This is a genomic window from Bradyrhizobium sp. LeoB3 (genome assembly GCF_055456055.1).
This window is the reverse complement of sequence record NZ_JBVBEF010000038.1, coordinates 26,104-42,978: the sequence shown is the minus strand read 5'-3', so window position 1 is coordinate 42,978 and position 16,875 is coordinate 26,104. Positions and strand designations below refer to the sequence as shown.

The window sequence follows — 16,875 nt, the reverse complement described above, 5'->3', positions numbered from 1 at the left end:
CGATCCGACCTCTCCCCGTGAACGGGGAGAGGTGAGGGGACGCCACGCGCGGCGCGGATGAAAGCGCGGATCAGCTCGGGATCCTTGATGCCGGGCGACCGTTCGACGCCGGACGAAATATCGACGCCGCCGGCACGGGTGACACGGACGGCCTCAGCGACATTGTCGGCATTGAGCCCGCCTGAGACCATGAAGGGCAATGCAAGCTCGAGCTGTTCCAGCACGTGCCAATCGAACACCGCCCCGAGCCCGCCCGGCCGGGTCGCGCCCTTCGGGGCGCGGGCGTCGAACAGGATGCGGTCGGCGACGGCGGCATAGCCTCCGAGCGGCGCGAGATCGGCCGTCGTTTCGACGGCGAGCACCTTCATCACCTGCAGGCCGAGCCTCTGCTTGATGTCGCGCACGCGCGCCACCGTCTCCTTGCCGTGCAGTTGCAGGATGTCGGGCTGCAGCGTTTCGACGATGTTTTCGAGCGTGGCGTCATCCGCATCGACGGTGAGCGCCACCTTCACGGCGCGGCCTTTCGCCTGCCGGCCGAGCTCCCGCGCGGTCTCGAGCGAGAGATGCCGCGGCGAGGGCGGAAAGAACACGAAGCCCACCATGTCGGCACCGGCCTCGAGCGCGACGTCGAGCGTCTCGCGCGTAGACAGGCCGCAGATTTTGACGAGCAGGGACATGGTCTCTCAGGAGCGCTGCAACGGCCGAAACTGGCAGCTCCGGCACGGACGGGCGGGTTCTACAACGTCGCGCCCTGCTTGTCTCGCCCGACGACCCCCGATGAACCGCCATTTGATGGAGCTGTGAGGCGACGCCGTTCGGCTTGGGCTGCGGCCAGGGTCGCCCGCAGATCGGCCAGCTCCGCCCGGGCCTGCCGGGCGTCAGCCTCATGCTGTCGCGCCGCGCGGCGCCAGCGATGCTGCTGGAACCAGGTCGCCACCCCGCCCGCGAGCACGCCCAGGATCGCCACGATAATGAGCACGAGGAATAACGGCAGCGTTATCGCCACCGTCGGAGTGGTCGAATTGAACGGATCGAATGAAACCGTCACCAGGTGACGGTTCGCAACAGCGAAGATGATGAAGAACAGGCCAAGCAGGATGACGAGCAGCGTCGTGAAGAACTTTCGCATCACCATCCCTCGCATCGGCCGACAATCGCGTGCCGATCTATAGCAACCGGAGACGCGGATGCGCCAGCGATCTCCGCGAGATCAGGCGCTCGATTCCGGCGAGCTGCCGCCGCTGGCATCGGTGTCGCGGTTCAGGCGCTCGCGCATTTCCTTGCCGGTCTTGAAGAACGGAACGCTCTTCTGATCGACCGGCACATGCGCGCCCGTTCGCGGATTGCGGCCGGCCCGCGCCGGACGATGCTTCACCGAGAACGCGCCGAATCCACGCAGCTCAACCCGATCGCCGCGCGCCAGCGCAGCCACGATCTCATCGAGGATCGCATTGACGATGTTCTCGACATCCCGCTGGTAGAGATGCGGGTTGTGCTCGGCGATACGCTGAACAAGTTCGGATTTGATCATCGAGAGTGTGGCCCGGGACCTTGCGGATATCCATTTCCGTGAAAATGCCTTGAACTGTCAAGACGCTAAATCACTTTTGGCGCCGATGAAGAGCCGTGACAAATGGCCCGGGACCGGCTTTTCGCGATTCCCGCAATACGGGAGCGCGGCCAGAGACCGATTGTGCGCATCTCAATTGCTCCCCGACGGCTGCCAAAGCGCCAGCAAGCCATCCATGCCGAACCGATCGACTGCCTGGACCAGGCCGGCCTGCTCAATGCGGCGCGCAATCGCGCTCAAACCAAATGCATCAAGCGTGACCGAAGCGGCCGTGCGCAGGAATGTCAGATCACCGAAGCGCGGATTGAGCTTGTAGTCGCGGACCGGCAATTCGCTCTTGATCTTCTTCTCCTGAACCAGCCAGGCGACCGCAGCCCTCTCATCGCCGAGCTGATCGATGAGCTTCAATTCCACCGCCTGCCGGCCGGTGAAGACACGCCCGTCCGCGACCTTTTCAAGCAGGGCATCATCCATGCCGCGTCGCTCCTTCACGAGGCCGCGGAACCAGGCATAGGAATCCTTCACCAGCGCATCGATCGCGGCGCGCGCTTCCGGGCTGGTCGGCTCGAAGCCGTTGGGCGCGGCTTTCAGCGGCGAGGACTTTATCTCCTCGACCTTCACGCCCACGGTTTTCAGGAGCTCGCTGACATTCGGAAACTGGAACAACACGCCGATCGAGCCGACCAGCGAGCTCTGCTGCGCGACGATGTGGTCCGCGGCAATCGCGGTAATGTAACCGCCGGACGCCGCCAATCCCTCGACCACGACGACCAATGGCTTCTTCGCCTTCAGCCGCGTCAGCGCGTCGTAAAGCTGCTCGGAACCGGCGGTGGTGCCGCCAGGCGAATTGATATGGACGATGACGGCCGCAGCTTGCGACTTCTCGAGCCGTTCCAGCGCCTCGACACGATCCTGGTCGCTGCGGATCAGGCCCTCGATATTGATGCGCGCGATCGATCCCGCCGCCGTCAGCGAGCCGCGCCCACCCGCGACGATCACGCCGACGCCGACAAGGGCCGCGACCGCAACCACCGCAGCCGCGACGCGCCAGAAGGTCAGCTTGCGGCGAATCCGACGACGATCGACGATCACGTCTGAATCAAGCGACATCGAAAATCTCCAAAAGAGCTCAACGCGTTCTTGCAATCACAGGATGACGGAGAGGTTATCAAAATACATCAATTGCGGTGCAATATGAAGAAAACAAGGCTGGCATAGAGTTACAAGCGTAGCACGGATGGAATACGCCGAGATACGCAGCCGTAGCCCCTGAACAAAAAAGCCCCGGCCGAAGCCGGGGCTTGATGATGCGACGAAGAAAGCAAGTGCTCACTTCTCGTTGGCACGATTCTTGAGTGCAGTGCCGAGAATGTCGCCGAGCGTCGCGCCCGAATCCGAGGAGCCGTACTGCGCGATGGCTTCCTTCTCTTCGGCCACTTCCAGCGCCTTGATCGAGACCTGCACCTTGCGGGCCTTCTTGTCGAACTGGATCACCCGCGCATCGACCTTCTCGCCGACGGCGAAACGTTCGGCGCGCTGATCGTTGCGGTCGCGGGCGAGTTCCGAGCGCTTGATGAAGGTGGTGAAGTCGGTACCGGAGATCTTCACCTCGATGCCGCTCTCCTTCACTTCGAGCACTTCGCAGGTCACGACCGCGCCCTTCTTGACGTCGCCCGGCTCGGCGAAGGGATCGCCCTCGAGCTGCTTGACGCCGAGCGAGATGCGCTCCTTCTCGACATCGACGTCGAGCACGACAGCCTTCACCAGGTCGCCCTTCTTGAAGTTGTCGATCACCTGCTCGCCCGGAAGCTTCCAGTCGAGATCGGACAGGTGCACCATGCCGTCGACATCGCCTTCGAGGCCCAGGAACAGGCCGAACTCGGTCTTGTTCTTGACCTCGCCCTCGACCACCGAACCGACCGGATGCTTCTCGACGAAGACTTCCCAGGGGTTGCGCATGGTCTGCTTGAGGCCGAGCGAGATGCGGCGCTTGACCGAATCGACTTCGAGCACCTGCACCTCGACTTCCTGCGAGGTGGAGACGATCTTGCCGGGATGCATGTTCTTCTTGGTCCACGACATCTCGGAGACGTGGATCAGGCCTTCGATACCAGGCTCGAGCTCGACGAACGCACCGTAGTCGGTGATGTTGGTGACGCGGCCGGTGAAGCGGGCGCCAAGCGGATACTTCGCCTCGATGCCCTGCCACGGATCGTCCAGGAGCTGCTTCATGCCCAGCGAGATGCGGTGCGTCTCGTGGTTGATCTTGATGATCTTGACCTTCACGGTCTGGCCGATGGAGAGCACCTCGGTCGGGTGATTGACGCGGCGCCATGCGATATCGGTGACATGCAGCAGGCCGTCGATGCCGCCGAGGTCCACGAACGCACCGTAATCGGTGATGTTCTTGACCACGCCGTCGATCACCTGACCCTCTTCGAGGTTCTGCACCAGCTCCTGGCGCTGCTCGGCGCGGGTCTCTTCCAGCACGGTGCGGCGGGACACCACGATGTTGCCGCGGCGGCGATCCATCTTGAGGATCTGGAACGGCTGCGAATTGTTCATCAGCGGCGCGACGTCGCGGATCGGACGGATATCGACCTGCGAGCGCGGCAGGAAGGCCACCGCACCGTCGAGATCGACGGTGAAGCCGCCCTTGACCTGGTTGAAGATGACGCCGGTGACCTTCTCGTTGTTCTGGAACGCCTTCTCGAGCTTGCCCCAGCTCTCCTCACGCCGCGCCTTGTCGCGCGACAGCACCGCTTCGCCCAGCGCATTCTCGATGCGGTCGAGGAACACCTCGACCTCGTCGCCGACCTTGAGATCGCTTTCGCGGCCGGGGCCGGCGAATTCGCGCAAGGCCACACGACCTTCGGTCTTCAGGCCGACGTCGATGACGGCCATGTCCTTTTCAATGGCAACCACCTTGCCCTTGACGACCGAGCTCTCCTGCAGATTGCCGCCGGCAAAGGATTCATCGAGCATCGCGGCGAAATCGTCGCGGGTAGGACTATAGGAAGCAGCAGTATTCGAAGCCATATGTTCTCCAGATGCGGGTGTCTTGCCGGCCGTTCGGGTTAAGGGCGCACCGCGCATGTGGTGTCAGGTCCGCAAATCCTGACGACCGCTCCTTGCGCGAGGGCGCAAAAGCGGGCCGGCAGCAAGCCACATGTTCGATACGTTGATGGCGCGCATTCCGCAAAAGTGGAAACCGGTTTTGCGAAAGAATGCGCGTGACGTAGACGTCCGAGCCCGGAAACGAAAGATCGACGTCAGAAACCGATGGAGCGGGCGCTCCTCCAATATCGGCCGGGGCTCATACCCCGCTGCCGGCCCGCTCGGGCGGCCCCGACATAGTCGATGGCGGCACGGACGCTGCTGATATAATATCCACCGCTATTTTCGGCAAGCCAGAAATGCCCGATTTGCGGGGCTTTAAGGCTGACACAAGCCTTAACAATGCCGGACTGCATTTGAACAATTGTTGACCGTGTCGCGCGAAAGGCATCTGGCAGGGCTTGTGGTGGAACCCGGGCTTAAGTGAGCCCGCGCAGAGTGGGGCCCACCCAAGAGACAGGGAACAACCATGAAAAGCCTGATCGCCCTGGCCGTCGTCGCTGCGTTCGCACTCGGCCATGCCATCGCCGCGATGCCTGGCGCGGCGGCGTCGATGCGGACCTTTTCGGCTGCACAGTCTTCCTCCGGCCTGGCTGACCAGGAATCCTCGACGCGCTAGACCCGTCCACGCGCCGCGCGCACCGCTTCGACAATGTCGATCGCGGCGCGCACGCCGGCCTCGATATCGAGATCGGAATTATCCAGCGTATGCGCATCTGGCGCCGCCTTCAGTGGGGCCACCGGGCGGTTCTTGTCGCGCTCGTCGCGCTTGAGAATATCGGCCAGCACCGCGGCCTCGTCAGCGTCCTCGCCCCGCGCGCGGGCCTCCAGCGTCCGCCGCCGCGCCCGCACACGCGGATCGGCGACGACAAAGATCTTCACATCGGCATGCGGGCAGATCACGGTCCCGATGTCGCGGCCGTCAAGCACCGCGCCGGGCGGATCGGCGGCGAACTGGCGCTGGAAATTGACCAGCGCCTCGCGCACTTTCGGGATCGCCGAGACCACGGACGCCGCATCGCCGATCCGCTGAGTCTTCAACTCGGGATGGCCGAATTTCTCGGGGTCCAGTTCCATCGCCGCCTTGATCGCGCGCGCTTCATCGGTGAGGTCGACGCCGGCGTCGAGCAGCGCCTTCGCCACCGCGCGATAGATCACGCCGGTGTCGAGATGGCGGTAGCCATAGTGGGCGGCGAGCCTCTTTCCCAGCGTACCCTTGCCGGATGCGGCCGGCCCGTCGATAGCGATGATCATGAAAACTCCGCGCCGAGCGAGCGCATCATCGGAATGAAATCCGGGAAACTGGTGGCGATGAAGGCGGTGTCGTCGATCGTCACCGGCCGGTCGGCGGCGAGCCCCATCACCAGGGCCGACATCGCGATGCGATGATCCATGTGGGTGGCGACCACGCCGCCGCCGGGCACATGGCCCTTGCCCTCGACGATCAAATCGTCGCCTGAGATCTCGACCTTGACGCCGTTGACACGCAGCATGTCGGCGGTGGCTTCGAGGCGATCGGATTCCTTGACGCGCAATTCCTGCAGGCCACGCATGATGGTGGTGCCCTCGGCGTAAGCGGCCGCCACCGCGAGCACCAGATATTCGTCGATCATCGACGGCGCGCGTTCCGGCGGCACCTCGACCCCGCGCAATTTGGAAGCACGTACGCGCAGGCGCGCCATCGGCTCGCCGCCGTCCATGCGCAACTCGTCCTCCTCGATCGAGGCGCCCATCTCGCGCAGCGTGGTGAACAGTCCGGTGCGCAGCGGATTGGTCATGACGTCGGGCAGCACGATATCGGAGCCGCCAACGACCAGCGCCGCCACGACCGGGAACGCGGCCGAGGAGGGATCGGCGGGAACGACGACCTCGGCGCCGTGCAGTTCCGCCTGGCCGGTCAGCGCGATCCGGCGGCCGTGGCTACCTTCCTTGCTCGAGGTGAGCGCGGCGCCAAAATGCTTCAGCATCAGCTCGGTGTGATCGCGGCTGGCCTCCTGCTCGATCACCGTGGTGACACCGGGCGCTGCCAGCCCCGCCAGCAGCACCGCGGACTTGATCTGGGCCGAGGCGACAGGGGTCTTGTAGACGATCGGCACCGGGTTGCGGGCGCCATGCAGCGTTAATGGCAGCCGGCCGCCCTCTCTCATGTCCCCCGCCCTCGCGCCCATCAGTTCCAAGGGATCGAGGATCCGCCGCATCGGCCGCGAGCGGAGCGAGGCATCGCCGTCGAAGATCGCCGTGATCGGACAGCCGGCAACCGCTCCCATCACCAGCCGGCAGCCGGTGCCGGAATTGCCGAAATCGAGCGGCCCGGCGGGCTCCGCGAAGCCCCCGACACCGACGCCCCGGACTGACCAGGCAAACGGGCCGGTACGCTCGACCTCGGCTCCGAGCGCCCGCATCGATTTGGCGGTATTGAGCACGTCCTCGCCCTCGAGCAGCCCGGAAATCCGGCTTTGGCCGACCGCCAGCGCGCCCAGGATCAGGGCCCGGTGAGAGATCGACTTGTCGCCGGGGACGCGGGCCTTGCCGCTCAGGGGACCGCTCGTGCGGGCCTCCAGGGGGGTCTTGGAGGGGGTCTTTTCGGGGTTCTGGTGGTCGGAATGGGCCAAGATCACGTCCTCTCGCGGCGCGGCAGGTAACATATCGAACCCCCGGCGTCACCCGGTGACAAATGCCCGCAAACCGCTATTGACAGCGGCCCCTCAACTAGCCAAGTGAAGCACCGCTTTTCAGAAAATTCCTGGGATCACCACGTGGCCAAGTCCGACCTCGGAACCAAACGCATTTGCCCGACCACGGGCAAGAAGTTCTATGATCTGAACAAGAACCCGGTTATCTCGCCTTACACCGGCGAAGTCGTGCCGATCGCCCCCGTGGCGCCGCCGCGCACAACCCGTGGCGCCAGCGTCGCTGCGGCCACCACCGCTGCGGATATGCCGGAGCCCGCGGAGGCCGAAGAATTGGTCTCGCTCGAGGAGGCCGACGCCGAGGAGAACACCGGCAAGGTCAAGGCCGTCGTTCCCGAATCCGAGGACGACATCGAGATCGACGAGACCCTCGAAGACGATGACGATGATGATTCCACCTTCATTGCCGACGAAGAAGAAGGCGATGAGGACGTCACGGACATCATTGGCGACGTCGGAGGCGATGAAGAGACTTGAGATCGATCCAGAACTGTGTTCTGGGTCTCTCCGCGCGAGTCGGATGCGGCTCGCGATCCCTTAAGGGGCCATAGCTCAGCTGGGAGAGCGCTTGCATGGCATGCAAGAGGTCGGCGGTTCGATCCCGCCTGGCTCCACCACGCTTCGCCCTTCGGGCTACGCGTGGCGCAGCCGCGCGGAGCTCGAAGGGCGAAGCGTGTCGTAGACCTCCTGCCAGACATTCCTGATGTGGTACGTCTACATCATCCGCAGCATCAATTTCCCGGACCAGGAATACATCGGCGCCACTGCGGATTTGAAACGGCGCTTTCCGGAACACAATGCCGGCAGGTCCGCGCACACCGCCAAGTTCAAGCCATGGCAACTGATCTGGTACTGCGCCTTCCCCGATAAGTACAAAGCGCTCGCCTTCGAGAAATATCTCAAGTCCCACTCCGGCCGCGCCTTCGCCAAGAAGCGCCTCTGATCCCCCTCACTCCCCCACCGCCGCATTCAGCCTGTCTCGCAGCGCGACGATCTCGTTCTTCATCGCCGAGAGTTCGGGGATCGAGCAGGCCGAAGCAACCAGGACCTGCTGCGGCACTGCTCTCGCCTTTTCCTTCAGCGCCTGCCCCGGCGGCGTGAGCGCGATCAGCACCTGCCGCTCGTCCTCCTTGCTACGTGTGCGCTTGATGAACTGCGCCGCTTCCAGCCGCTTGAGCAGCGGCGTCAGCGTGCCGGAATCCAGGAACAGCCGCTCGCCGATATCCTTGACCGGAACACCGTCCTTCTCCCATAGCACCAGCATCACCAGGTATTGCGGATAGGTCAGGCCGAGCCGGTCCAGTAGCGGCTTGTAGACGCGGTTGAACGCGTGCGCGGCCGAATAGATCGCAAAGCAGATTTGATTGTCGAGCCGTAGCGGCTGGTCCGCGACCGCCAATTGTTTCCGTGCCATTTCTCAGCCTCGTCAGAATCTCAGTTCATTGTGGGCCGGTGCGGCCGCACATTCAATTGCGAACAATTAAGTGTGAGGCCATGCGTTTTATATTGCGCGCAATCCAATTGCCTGCAATGTAAGTGGCGTCGAAACCATTGATGAGGGAGACACCCCATGTCCGTGAACGTGCTCTACAAGACCAGCGCAAAGGCCACCGGCGGCCGCGACGGCCATGCCGCAACGCTCGATGGCGCACTCGGCGTCAAGCTCACCACCCCGAAGGAGCTCGGCGGTGGCGGCGGCGCCGGCAACAACCCCGAGCAGCTCTTTGCGGCCGGCTACGCCGCCTGCTTCATCGGCGCGATGAAGTTCGTGGCCTCGCAGGGCGGCCCGAAGGTGCCCGCCGACGCTTCGGTGACCTCGACGGTCGGTATCGGACCGCGCTCCGAAGGCGGCTTCGGCCTCGATATCGCGCTCGACATCTCCCTGCCCGGGCTCCCGCGCGCGGATGCAGAGGCGCTGGTGGAGAAGGCCCACCAGGTGTGCCCGTATTCCAACGCCACGCGCGGCAATGTCGATGTACGCCTGAACGTGGTGTAATCCGTATGGCGGAATAGCCCGCTGATTTTTTGCGGCGGGCTATTCGCGTTGCGATCGGTGACGGCATGCCCCCACGCGCGATAAGGCATTGCCGCCGCGTTCGAAGACCGCTAGCTCTGGCGAGCCCTCCATCTGTTTGACTTGAGCGAAGGTTTCCCATGAGTTCAGAAGCGGTCGCAGGCGCAATGGCCGGCCTGCGCGTGATCGATCTGACGCGCGTGCTCGGCGGTCCCTATTGCACCCAGATTCTCGCCGACCACGGCGCCGACGTGATCAAGGTCGAGCCGCCCGCCGGCGACGAAGTGCGCGACTGGGGCCCTCCCTTTCATGAGGAGGATGCGGCCTATTTCGTCGGCATCAACCGCAACAAGCGCTCGATCGGGCTCGACCTTGCCTCCGAAGGCGGCCGTGCCGTGCTGATGAAGCTGCTCGAAGGCGCCGACGTCCTGATCGAGAATTTCAAGCCGGGCACGCTCGACAAATGGGGCATCGGCAACGATGTGCTACGCGCGAAATTCCCACGCCTGGTGCATTGCCGGATTTCCGGCTTCGGCGCCGACGGCCCGCGCGGCGGCAATCCCGGCTATGATGCGATCATCCAGGCCATGACCGGCATGATCGCCGCCACCGGCTCGCCGGAAAGCGGCCCGATGCGGATCGGCGTGCCGCTGGTCGACATCACCACCGGGCTCTATGCGGCGATCGGCATCCTGATGGCGCTGTCGGAGCGGCAGCGCTCCGGCCGCGGCCAGTTCCTTGAGACCACGCTGTATGAAACCGGCCTTGCGATCATGCATCCGCACACGGCCAACTATTTCATGCACGGCAAGCCGCCCGGCCTCACCGGCAACGAGCATCCCAATCTCGTTCCTTACGCGATCTTCCCGACCAAGACCGACAACATCTTCATCGGCGTCGGCAATGACGGCACCTTCCGCAAACTGGCCAAGGAGATCGGCAAGCCCGAGCTCGGCACTGATCCGCGCTTTGCCCGCAACAAGGATCGCATCGCCAACCGCGACGCGCTGCGTGCCGAGCTTGCCGCGGTGTTCAGCCAGTATGAGGCCGAGCCGCTGTGCAACCGCCTGCTCGCGGCCGGCCTGCCGGCGGGCCCGGTGCAGAAGATCGACCAGGCGCTGACCAACCCGCACACGATCTATCGCGGCGATATCATCGAGAAGGATTGGTACAAGGGCGTCGCCTCGCCGGTCCAGCTGGAACGCACCAAACCCAGCCTGCGCCGCACTCCGCCGAAGTTCAGCCAGCACGCCGCCGAGGTGCTCGGCGAGTTCGGCTACTCGCAGGCGGAAGTCGAGTCGCTCATCGCCAAGGGCGTGGTCTGCGGGCCCGAGCGGAAGCGCTGACCTGCCCAGGCTACGTGCTCGTTTTCCGGGATGCGCCGAAGGCGCAGGCCCGGAATCCATCGGGCCACAAACGATGTGGATGAATGGATTCCGGGCTCACGCGGAGCCTGTCATCGGGCCGCGGAATGACGGCTAAAGCCAGCGCCGGCCCCGACGTTCGGGGCGCCGTCATCGGTGCTGTTAGTGGTTTCTACCTTTCGCCGGCTTCCCCGGTACCCTGATCTTCGCTTATAGGTCATTTTCACGTCATTCCGCGCTGTTAGCGCAACCGGCGGAGATGGCGGCTTAATGGGAGGGGTTTTGATGGCTTTTCGACAGTTCGGCGCTGCAGCGGCAATCGCGGTCGCACTGGCATTCGGCGCTTCGCCGGCATTTGCGGTGACCGAGATCCAGTGGTGGCACGCAATGACCGGCGGCAACAACGACGTCGTGGTCAAGCTCGCCAATGACTTCAACGCATCGCAAAGCGAGTACAAGGTCGTTCCGACCTACAAGGGCGGCTATGCTGATACAATGAATGCCGGCATTGCCGCGTTCCGCGCCGGCAACGCGCCCCACATCATGCAGGTCTTCGAGGTCGGCACCGCCACCATGATGGCGGCCACCGGCGCGATCAAGCCGGTCTATAAGCTGATGCAGGAGGCCGGCGAGAAATTCGATACGAGCAGCTACCTGCCTGCGATCACCGGCTACTACTCGACCTCGAAAGCCGAGATGCTGTCCTTCCCCTTCAACTCGTCCTCGACGGTGATGTGGGTCAATCTCGACGCCCTGAAGAAGGCTGATATCGCCGAGATTCCGAAGACCTGGCCGGACGTGTTCGCCGCGGCAAAAAAATTGAAGGCCGCCGGCTACAGCAATTGCGGCTTCTCCAACGCCTGGGCGACCTGGGTCAATCTCGAGCAGCTCTCGGCCTGGCACAACGTGCCGCTGGCCAGCAAGGCCAATGGGCTCGACGGCTTTGACACCGTGCTGCAGTTCAACGGACCGCTGCAGGTCAAGCATCTCGAAAATCTGGTCGAGCTGCAGAAGGACAAGACCTACGACTATTCCGGCCGCACCAACGCCGGCGAGGGCCGCTTCACGTCGGGCGAGTGCCCGATCTTCCTGACCTCGTCGGCCTTCTTCGGCAATGTGAAGTCGCAGGCGAAGTTCAACTGGACCAACGCACCGATGCCCTACTATCCCGACGCCAAGGGCGCGCCGCAAAATTCGATCATTGGCGGGGCCTCGCTGTGGGTAATGGGCGGCAAGACGCCTGCGGAATACAAGGGCGTCGCCAAGTTCCTTGCCTTCCTCTCCGATACCGACCGCCAGGTCGAGATCCACAAGGCCTCCGGTTATCTGCCGATCACCAAGGCCGCCTACGAGAAAGCGAAGGCAGAGGGCTTCTACAAGGACCAGCCCTATCTGGAGACCCCGCTGAAGGAGCTCACCAACAAGGAGCCGACCGAGAACTCGCGCGGCCTGCGCCTTGGCAACATGGTCCAGCTTCGTGACCTCTGGGCCGAAGAGATCGAGCAGGCGCTGGCCGGCAAGAAGACGGCCAAGCAGGCGCTCGATGCCGCCGTCGAGCGCGGCAACCAGATGCTCCGGCAGTTTGAAAAAACCGCTGTACGCTGAGATCTCTCGCTTCATTTTGATATCGTCGTCCCGGCCTTGAGCCGGGACGACGGCTGATCTGGGGTGTCATGCAGAAGCAGTCGGTTTTCCAGTCGAAGCTGTTGCCTTTTGCGCTGGTCGCGCCGCAGCTCGCGATCGTCCTGATCTTCTTCTATTGGCCGGCCGCGCAGGCCGTTGTGCAATCCTTCCTGCTTCAGGATGCGTTCGGGCTCTCGACCAGTTTCGTCTGGTTCGAGAACTACCAGGACATCCTGAGCCAGCCGGATTATTGGGCGGCGATCGTCAGGACTTTCGTTTTCTCCTTCGCCATCGCGTTCTCGTCGCTGTCGTTTGCGCTGCTGCTGGCTGTGATGGCCGACAGGCCGCTGCGCGGCGGAACGCTGTATCGCACGCTCCTGATCTGGCCCTATGCGGTCGCTCCGCCGGTGGTCGGCGTGCTCTGGGTGTTCATGCTGCACCCCTCGCTCGGGATCCTGGCGCGGGGATTGCGCGGCATGGGCATCGACTGGAATCCGCTGCTCGACGGCAATCAGGCCGCGCTCCTGATCATTCTCGCCGCCGCCTGGAAGCAGATTTCCTACAATTTCCTGTTCTTCCTCGCCGGCCTGCAGAGCATTCCGAGAAGCGTGCTTGAGGCCGCCGCGATCGACGGCGCGCGGCCGATGCGGCGGTTCTGGACGGTGACGTTCCCGCTGCTGTCGCCGACCATCTTCTTCCTCCTGGTCGTCAACATCGTCTACGCCTTCTTCGACACGTTCGGCATCATCGACACGATGACGCGCGGCGGACCGGCGAAGGCCACCGAGACGATGGTGTACAAGGTCTATGTCGACGGCCTGCTCGGCGGCAACCTCGGCGGCTCCGCGGCGCAGTCGGTGATCCTCATGATCATCGTCATCGGCCTCACGGCAGCGCAGTTCCGCTTCGTCGAGCGCAAGGTGACCTACTGATGGTCGAGCAGGAAGGCATCCAGCGCTACGTCGCGCATGCGATCCTGTGGATCGGCATCGCGATCGTCGCGTTTCCGGTCTATCTCGCCATCGTTGCGTCCACCCAGGAAAACGCCGCGATCGCCAACGGCCAGATGTCGCTCCTGCCCGGCGGCCATTTTCTTCAGACCTACTACCAGACCATTTTCGTCGGCACGAGCGGCTCGACCCGCGAGCCGGTCGGCACCATGCTGCTCAACTCGCTGGTGATGGCGCTCTTGATCGCATTCGGCAAGATCGCGGTCTCGATCATCTCGGCCTATGCCATCGTCTATTTCCGCTTTCCATTCCGGATGACAATGTTCTGGCTGATCTTCATCACGCTGATGCTGCCGGTCGAGGTGCGGATCTATCCGACCTACAAGACCGTCGCCGACCTGCATCTGCTCGACAGCTATGCCGGCCTCGCGCTGCCGCTGATCGCATCCGCCACCGCGACCCTGCTGTTCCGCCAGTTCTTCATGACCGTCCCCGAGGAGTTGCTCGAGGCGTCGCGGATCGACGGCGCAGGGCCGTTCAGGTTCTTCTGGGATACGCTGTTGCCGCTGTCGCGCACCAACATGGCGGCGCTGTTCGTCATCCTCTTCATCCTCGGCTGGAATCAGTATCTCTGGCCGCTGTTGATCACCACGCGCGACGACATGCAGACGATCCAGATCGGCATCCGCAAGATGATCACCACCAGCGACGCGCTGACCGAATGGCCCGTGGTGATGGCGACTGCCGTGCTCGCGATGCTGCCGCCGGTGTTCGTGGTCGTGGTGATGCAGAAGCTGTTCGTACGCGGACTGGTGGAGACGGAAAAGTGAGACATGGCTAACGTCACCCTCCGCAGCGTCCGCAAGACCTATCCGGGCGGCTTCGAAGCGATCAAGGGCATCGATTTCGAGGTCGGCGACGGCCAGTTCTGCGTGCTGGTCGGCCCGTCCGGCTGCGGCAAGTCGACGCTGCTGCGCATGGTGGCGGGACTGGAGACCATCACCGGCGGCGAGATCGACATCGGCGGCCGCGTGGTCAACCGGGTCGAGCCCGCCGATCGCGACATCGCCATGGTGTTCCAGAACTACGCGCTCTATCCGCATATGAGCGTCTACAACAACATGGCCTACGGCCTGCGTAACCGCCGCATGCCGGAGGCGGAGATCAGGACGCGCGTCGAGGAAGCCGCGCGCATCCTCGAGCTTGCCGCGATGCTCGACCGCAAGCCGCGGCAGCTCTCCGGCGGCCAGCGGCAGCGCGTTGCGATGGGGCGCGCGATCGTGCGGCAGCCGAAGGTGTTCCTGTTCGACGAGCCGTTGTCGAACTTAGATGCCAAGCTGCGCATCGCGATGCGTGTCGAGATCCGCAAATTGCAGCGCCGGCTGAACACGACCTCGATCTACGTCACCCATGACCAGCTTGAGGCGATGACGCTCGCCGACATTCTCGTCGTGATGAACGGCGGCTTGGTCGAGCAGATCGGCAATCCGCTCGAAATCTACCAGAAGCCGGCGACCACCTTCGTGGCCGCCTTCATCGGCGCGCCGCCGATGAACCTGATGCCGCTGGCTTCCGATGAGCTCAGGTCGCAGCTCGCCGGCGATATCAGTGCCAGCAAGGCCGGCATTCTCGGGATCCGGCCCGAAGACTTCGTGATCGCGAACGAATCGGTCGCCGGCGGCATCGCGCTTGGCCTCACCGTGGAGGCGATCGAGCATGTCGGCGCCGAGACCTTCGTCTACGGCACCCGCCAGCGCGAGGAACAGGGCGTGGCCGCCAACCCCGGCGAACTGCCGCCCGGCGAGGTTATCGTCCGGGTCCCCGGCGCGACCGGCCCGGCGATCGGCGAGCGCATTCGGGCGGTCGCCCCTCGCGACAAATTGCACCTGTTTACGGCCGATGGCCGGAAACGGATCGGCTGAAGCCTAGATCCCTCTCCTCGTCATTCCGGGGCCCGCGCAGCGGGAACCCGGAATCCATCGCACCGCATCCACGCAGAGAAATGGATTCCGGGTTCATCGCTTCGCGATGCCCCGGAATGACGGCGTTTGAGGTTGCCACTGGCCCGATTAATCCTGATTCCAGAGGTGCTTGAACCCACCGCGAATCGCCCCCATATTCGCTCATGACCGGAGGGCAAGAGGCCCATCGGTTGCATGGGGTGCCGCAAGGGCCCCTCAAAGTCGCTTCGAGAGGACTTTGGATGTCTCGTGTTCCAACGTTGTCCAGTCCGTTCCTTTTGGGATTCGACGAGATCGAGCGTGCGCTCGATCGGGTCGTGAAAGGCGCCGACGGCTATCCTCCATACAACATCGAACGGTTTGACCGGTCCAACGGCCACCCCGAACGCCTGCGCATCACCCTGGCAGTGGCGGGGTTTACCCGCGACCAACTCGATGTGACGGTTGAGGAAAACCAGCTCGTGATTCGGGGCCGCCAACAGGAGGATAAGGCTCGGCAATACATCCATCGCGGCATTGCCGCGCGCCACTTCCAGCGCACTTTCGTGCTGGCGGAGGGGATGCAGGTGCTGGGCGCCGATCTGAAGAACGGGCTGTTGTCGGTCGATCTGGCCAGGCCGGAACCTGAAAGGGTCATTAAGACAATCGCCATCAACGAACACGAATAATGGAACGAGGAGCGGACTCGACCGCTTATTCGACAGAGGAGTCGAGACCATGAGTGAAGTGAGTACGACGTTAGAACGCGATAGCGTGTCCCCGGAGGCGCTGGCCCATCTGGGCGAGGGTCATATTGCCTATGTGAAGCAGGTCCGTTCCGAGGATGTACCGGATCTCTTTCCCCAGGCGCCGAAGATTGCGCCGGGACTCAAACTCTTCGCGCTCCATGCCGCCGACGGCACGCCGATGATGCTGACCGATAGCCGGGAAGCCGCGGTCGCCAACGCGTGGAGCAACGAGCTGCAGGCCGTCAGCGTGCACTGACGCGTTGGCTGACGAACGCGACAAACTGCGAATTCAAATGCGCGGGCTGTCTTCAATTGAAGACGGTCCGCGTATTTTTTTGTCTCGTGAAGAATGCGTGCGAGCGCTAAGCCGCGCTTGCCGGCGGCAGCGCTAGCACCGAGTAGATCGCCTGCGCGTCGCGGGAAGCACGCAGCTTCTTGGCGACGTCCTGGTCGCGTAACAGGCGGGCGATGCGCGCCAGGGCCTTGAGGTGATCGGCGCCGGCGCCTTCGGGGGCGAGCAGGAGGAAGATGAGGTCGACCGGCTGACCATCCATCGCCTCGAAATCGATCGGGCGCTCCAGGCGCGCGAACAGGCCGAACAGCTTTTCCAGCTTCGGCAATTTACCGTGGGGAATGGCGACGCCGTAACCGACTGCGGTGGTGCCCAGCTTCTCGCGCTGCAGCAATACCTCGAAGATTGAACGTTCGTTCTGCCCCGTAAGAGTTGCGGCCCGCGCGGCGAGCTCCTGCAGCGCCTGCTTCTTGCTGATAACTTTCAACGCCGGGAGAATCGCCTCGGGTGCGACCAGATCGGTAATCGTCATGGGGCGTTCCGAGGGTGAAGTGAACCGTCAAGTT

General features: G+C 63.6%; 19 protein-coding genes, 1 tRNA gene and 1 pseudogene. 12 read left to right on the top strand and 9 right to left on the bottom strand.

Annotated features, from left to right (window positions below; translation table 11 throughout):
- Positions 1-44 precede the first annotated feature (44 nt).
- From ACZXDY_RS23415 to rpsA, 5 genes and pseudogenes are all read right to left on the bottom strand, one after another.
- A pseudogene (locus ACZXDY_RS23415) lies at positions 45-677 on the bottom strand (phosphoribosylanthranilate isomerase); the annotation flags it as partial.
- A gap of 59 nt (positions 678-736) precedes the next feature.
- Positions 737-1,129 carry a LapA family protein gene (locus tag ACZXDY_RS23410; RefSeq protein ID WP_028167306.1) on the bottom strand — a complete coding sequence of 131 codons (393 nt, stop codon included), beginning with the start codon at positions 1,127-1,129 and terminating at the stop codon, positions 737-739.
- A gap of 81 nt (positions 1,130-1,210) precedes the next feature.
- Positions 1,211-1,561 (bottom strand): integration host factor subunit beta, encoded by a 351-nt coding sequence (locus ACZXDY_RS23405; protein WP_283807033.1) that lies wholly within the window; start codon positions 1,559-1,561, stop codon positions 1,211-1,213.
- Between the two features lie 141 nt (positions 1,562-1,702).
- Positions 1,703-2,680, bottom strand: a complete 978-nt coding sequence (gene sppA, locus ACZXDY_RS23400; RefSeq protein ID WP_028167308.1) for a signal peptide peptidase SppA — start codon at positions 2,678-2,680, stop codon at positions 1,703-1,705.
- 219 nt (positions 2,681-2,899) lie between these two features.
- Complete coding sequence (gene rpsA, locus ACZXDY_RS23395; RefSeq protein WP_208823358.1) at positions 2,900-4,609, bottom strand: 30S ribosomal protein S1; 1,710 nt, start codon at positions 4,607-4,609, stop codon at positions 2,900-2,902.
- A gap of 547 nt (positions 4,610-5,156) precedes the next feature.
- Between rpsA and ACZXDY_RS23390 the strand changes: the two genes are divergently transcribed.
- A complete protein-coding gene (locus tag ACZXDY_RS23390; RefSeq protein ID WP_155255439.1) occupies positions 5,157-5,306 on the top strand; it encodes a hypothetical protein in 150 nt (49 codons plus the stop codon).
- Here ACZXDY_RS23390 and cmk read toward each other — a convergent pair.
- Both cmk and aroA read right to left on the bottom strand, forming a co-directional pair.
- Positions 5,303-5,941: a (d)CMP kinase gene (cmk, locus tag ACZXDY_RS23385; protein ID WP_464347111.1), complete on the bottom strand. Its 639-nt coding sequence runs from the start codon at positions 5,939-5,941 to the stop codon at positions 5,303-5,305. The genes ACZXDY_RS23390 and cmk overlap by 4 nt on opposite strands.
- Positions 5,938-7,332 carry a 3-phosphoshikimate 1-carboxyvinyltransferase gene (aroA, locus tag ACZXDY_RS23380; protein ID WP_464347110.1) on the bottom strand — a complete coding sequence of 465 codons (1,395 nt, stop codon included), beginning with the start codon at positions 7,330-7,332 and terminating at the stop codon, positions 5,938-5,940. The genes cmk and aroA overlap by 4 nt, the downstream gene beginning before the upstream one ends.
- A 111-nt stretch (positions 7,333-7,443) precedes the next feature.
- Between aroA and ACZXDY_RS23375 the strand changes: the two genes are divergently transcribed.
- The 3 genes from ACZXDY_RS23375 to ACZXDY_RS23365 all read left to right on the top strand — a co-directional run bounded on the left by ACZXDY_RS23375 (position 7,444) and on the right by ACZXDY_RS23365 (position 8,320).
- Positions 7,444-7,854: a TIGR02300 family protein gene (locus ACZXDY_RS23375; RefSeq protein WP_464347109.1), complete on the top strand. Its 411-nt coding sequence runs from the start codon at positions 7,444-7,446 to the stop codon at positions 7,852-7,854.
- Positions 7,855-7,918: 64 nt separating this feature from the next.
- Positions 7,919-7,994: transfer RNA gene (locus ACZXDY_RS23370), tRNA-Ala, on the top strand.
- Between the two features lie 86 nt (positions 7,995-8,080).
- A complete protein-coding gene (locus ACZXDY_RS23365) occupies positions 8,081-8,320 on the top strand; it encodes a GIY-YIG nuclease family protein (protein WP_130226708.1) in 240 nt (79 codons plus the stop codon).
- 6 nt (positions 8,321-8,326) lie between these two features.
- On the opposite strand, the gene ACZXDY_RS23360 is transcribed toward ACZXDY_RS23365, so the two are convergent.
- Positions 8,327-8,791: a MarR family winged helix-turn-helix transcriptional regulator gene (locus ACZXDY_RS23360; protein WP_028167313.1), complete on the bottom strand. Its 465-nt coding sequence runs from the start codon at positions 8,789-8,791 to the stop codon at positions 8,327-8,329.
- 156 nt (positions 8,792-8,947) lie between these two features.
- On the opposite strand from ACZXDY_RS23360, the gene ACZXDY_RS23355 reads away from it, so the two are divergent.
- The 8 genes from ACZXDY_RS23355 to ACZXDY_RS23320 all read left to right on the top strand — a co-directional run bounded on the left by ACZXDY_RS23355 (position 8,948) and on the right by ACZXDY_RS23320 (position 16,273).
- A complete protein-coding gene (locus ACZXDY_RS23355) occupies positions 8,948-9,373 on the top strand; it encodes an organic hydroperoxide resistance protein (protein ID WP_464347108.1) in 426 nt (141 codons plus the stop codon).
- A gap of 158 nt (positions 9,374-9,531) precedes the next feature.
- Complete coding sequence (locus ACZXDY_RS23350; RefSeq protein WP_464347107.1) at positions 9,532-10,737, top strand: CaiB/BaiF CoA transferase family protein; 1,206 nt, start codon at positions 9,532-9,534, stop codon at positions 10,735-10,737.
- Positions 10,738-11,040: 303 nt separating this feature from the next.
- On the top strand, positions 11,041-12,360 hold the full coding sequence (ugpB, locus tag ACZXDY_RS23345) for a sn-glycerol-3-phosphate ABC transporter substrate-binding protein UgpB (protein ID WP_464347106.1): 1,320 nt from the start codon (positions 11,041-11,043) through the stop codon (positions 12,358-12,360).
- A gap of 68 nt (positions 12,361-12,428) precedes the next feature.
- Positions 12,429-13,310 (top strand): sn-glycerol-3-phosphate ABC transporter permease UgpA, encoded by an 882-nt coding sequence (gene ugpA / locus ACZXDY_RS23340; protein WP_464347105.1) that lies wholly within the window; start codon positions 12,429-12,431, stop codon positions 13,308-13,310.
- Positions 13,310-14,158 carry a sn-glycerol-3-phosphate ABC transporter permease UgpE gene (gene ugpE / locus ACZXDY_RS23335; RefSeq protein WP_464347104.1) on the top strand — a complete coding sequence of 283 codons (849 nt, stop codon included), beginning with the start codon at positions 13,310-13,312 and terminating at the stop codon, positions 14,156-14,158. The genes ugpA and ugpE overlap by 1 nt, the downstream gene beginning before the upstream one ends.
- A gap of 3 nt (positions 14,159-14,161) precedes the next feature.
- Positions 14,162-15,250: a sn-glycerol-3-phosphate import ATP-binding protein UgpC gene (locus ACZXDY_RS23330; protein WP_464347103.1), complete on the top strand. Its 1,089-nt coding sequence runs from the start codon at positions 14,162-14,164 to the stop codon at positions 15,248-15,250.
- A gap of 281 nt (positions 15,251-15,531) precedes the next feature.
- The gene (locus ACZXDY_RS23325; RefSeq protein ID WP_028164847.1) at positions 15,532-15,957 is read left to right on the top strand and encodes an Hsp20 family protein; all 426 of its coding nucleotides are present in this window, start codon (positions 15,532-15,534) and stop codon (positions 15,955-15,957) included.
- 49 nt (positions 15,958-16,006) lie between these two features.
- Positions 16,007-16,273 (top strand): BQ00720 family protein, encoded by a 267-nt coding sequence (locus tag ACZXDY_RS23320; RefSeq protein WP_028164846.1) that lies wholly within the window; start codon positions 16,007-16,009, stop codon positions 16,271-16,273.
- 106 nt (positions 16,274-16,379) lie between these two features.
- On the opposite strand, the gene ptsN is transcribed toward ACZXDY_RS23320, so the two are convergent.
- The gene (gene ptsN / locus ACZXDY_RS23315; RefSeq protein ID WP_027581007.1) at positions 16,380-16,841 is read right to left on the bottom strand and encodes a PTS IIA-like nitrogen regulatory protein PtsN; all 462 of its coding nucleotides are present in this window, start codon (positions 16,839-16,841) and stop codon (positions 16,380-16,382) included.
- Positions 16,842-16,875: the final 34 nt, after the last annotated feature.

Coding starts and splice junctions, on each gene's coding strand:
- ACZXDY_RS23360 (WP_028167313.1), bottom strand. CDS start 8,791: ATGGCACGGAAACAATTGGCGGTCGCGGACCAGCCGCTACGGCTCGAC.
- ACZXDY_RS23320 (WP_028164846.1), top strand. CDS start 16,007: ATGAGTGAAGTGAGTACGACGTTAGAACGCGATAGCGTGTCCCCGGAG.
- cmk (WP_464347111.1), bottom strand. CDS start 5,941: ATGATCATCGCTATCGACGGGCCGGCCGCATCCGGCAAGGGTACGCTG.
- ugpA (WP_464347105.1), top strand. CDS start 12,429: ATGCAGAAGCAGTCGGTTTTCCAGTCGAAGCTGTTGCCTTTTGCGCTG.
- ACZXDY_RS23410 (WP_028167306.1), bottom strand. CDS start 1,129: ATGCGAAAGTTCTTCACGACGCTGCTCGTCATCCTGCTTGGCCTGTTC.
- ACZXDY_RS23330 (WP_464347103.1), top strand. CDS start 14,162: ATGGCTAACGTCACCCTCCGCAGCGTCCGCAAGACCTATCCGGGCGGC.
- sppA (WP_028167308.1), bottom strand. CDS start 2,680: ATGTCGCTTGATTCAGACGTGATCGTCGATCGTCGTCGGATTCGCCGC.
- ptsN (WP_027581007.1), bottom strand. CDS start 16,841: ATGACGATTACCGATCTGGTCGCACCCGAGGCGATTCTCCCGGCGTTG.
- ACZXDY_RS23355 (WP_464347108.1), top strand. CDS start 8,948: ATGTCCGTGAACGTGCTCTACAAGACCAGCGCAAAGGCCACCGGCGGC.
- ACZXDY_RS23365 (WP_130226708.1), top strand. CDS start 8,081: ATGTGGTACGTCTACATCATCCGCAGCATCAATTTCCCGGACCAGGAA.
- ugpB (WP_464347106.1), top strand. CDS start 11,041: ATGGCTTTTCGACAGTTCGGCGCTGCAGCGGCAATCGCGGTCGCACTG.
- rpsA (WP_208823358.1), bottom strand. CDS start 4,609: ATGGCTTCGAATACTGCTGCTTCCTATAGTCCTACCCGCGACGATTTC.
- ACZXDY_RS23325 (WP_028164847.1), top strand. CDS start 15,532: ATGTCTCGTGTTCCAACGTTGTCCAGTCCGTTCCTTTTGGGATTCGAC.
- aroA (WP_464347110.1), bottom strand. CDS start 7,332: ATGTTACCTGCCGCGCCGCGAGAGGACGTGATCTTGGCCCATTCCGAC.
- ugpE (WP_464347104.1), top strand. CDS start 13,310: ATGGTCGAGCAGGAAGGCATCCAGCGCTACGTCGCGCATGCGATCCTG.
- ACZXDY_RS23350 (WP_464347107.1), top strand. CDS start 9,532: ATGAGTTCAGAAGCGGTCGCAGGCGCAATGGCCGGCCTGCGCGTGATC.
- ACZXDY_RS23390 (WP_155255439.1), top strand. CDS start 5,157: ATGAAAAGCCTGATCGCCCTGGCCGTCGTCGCTGCGTTCGCACTCGGC.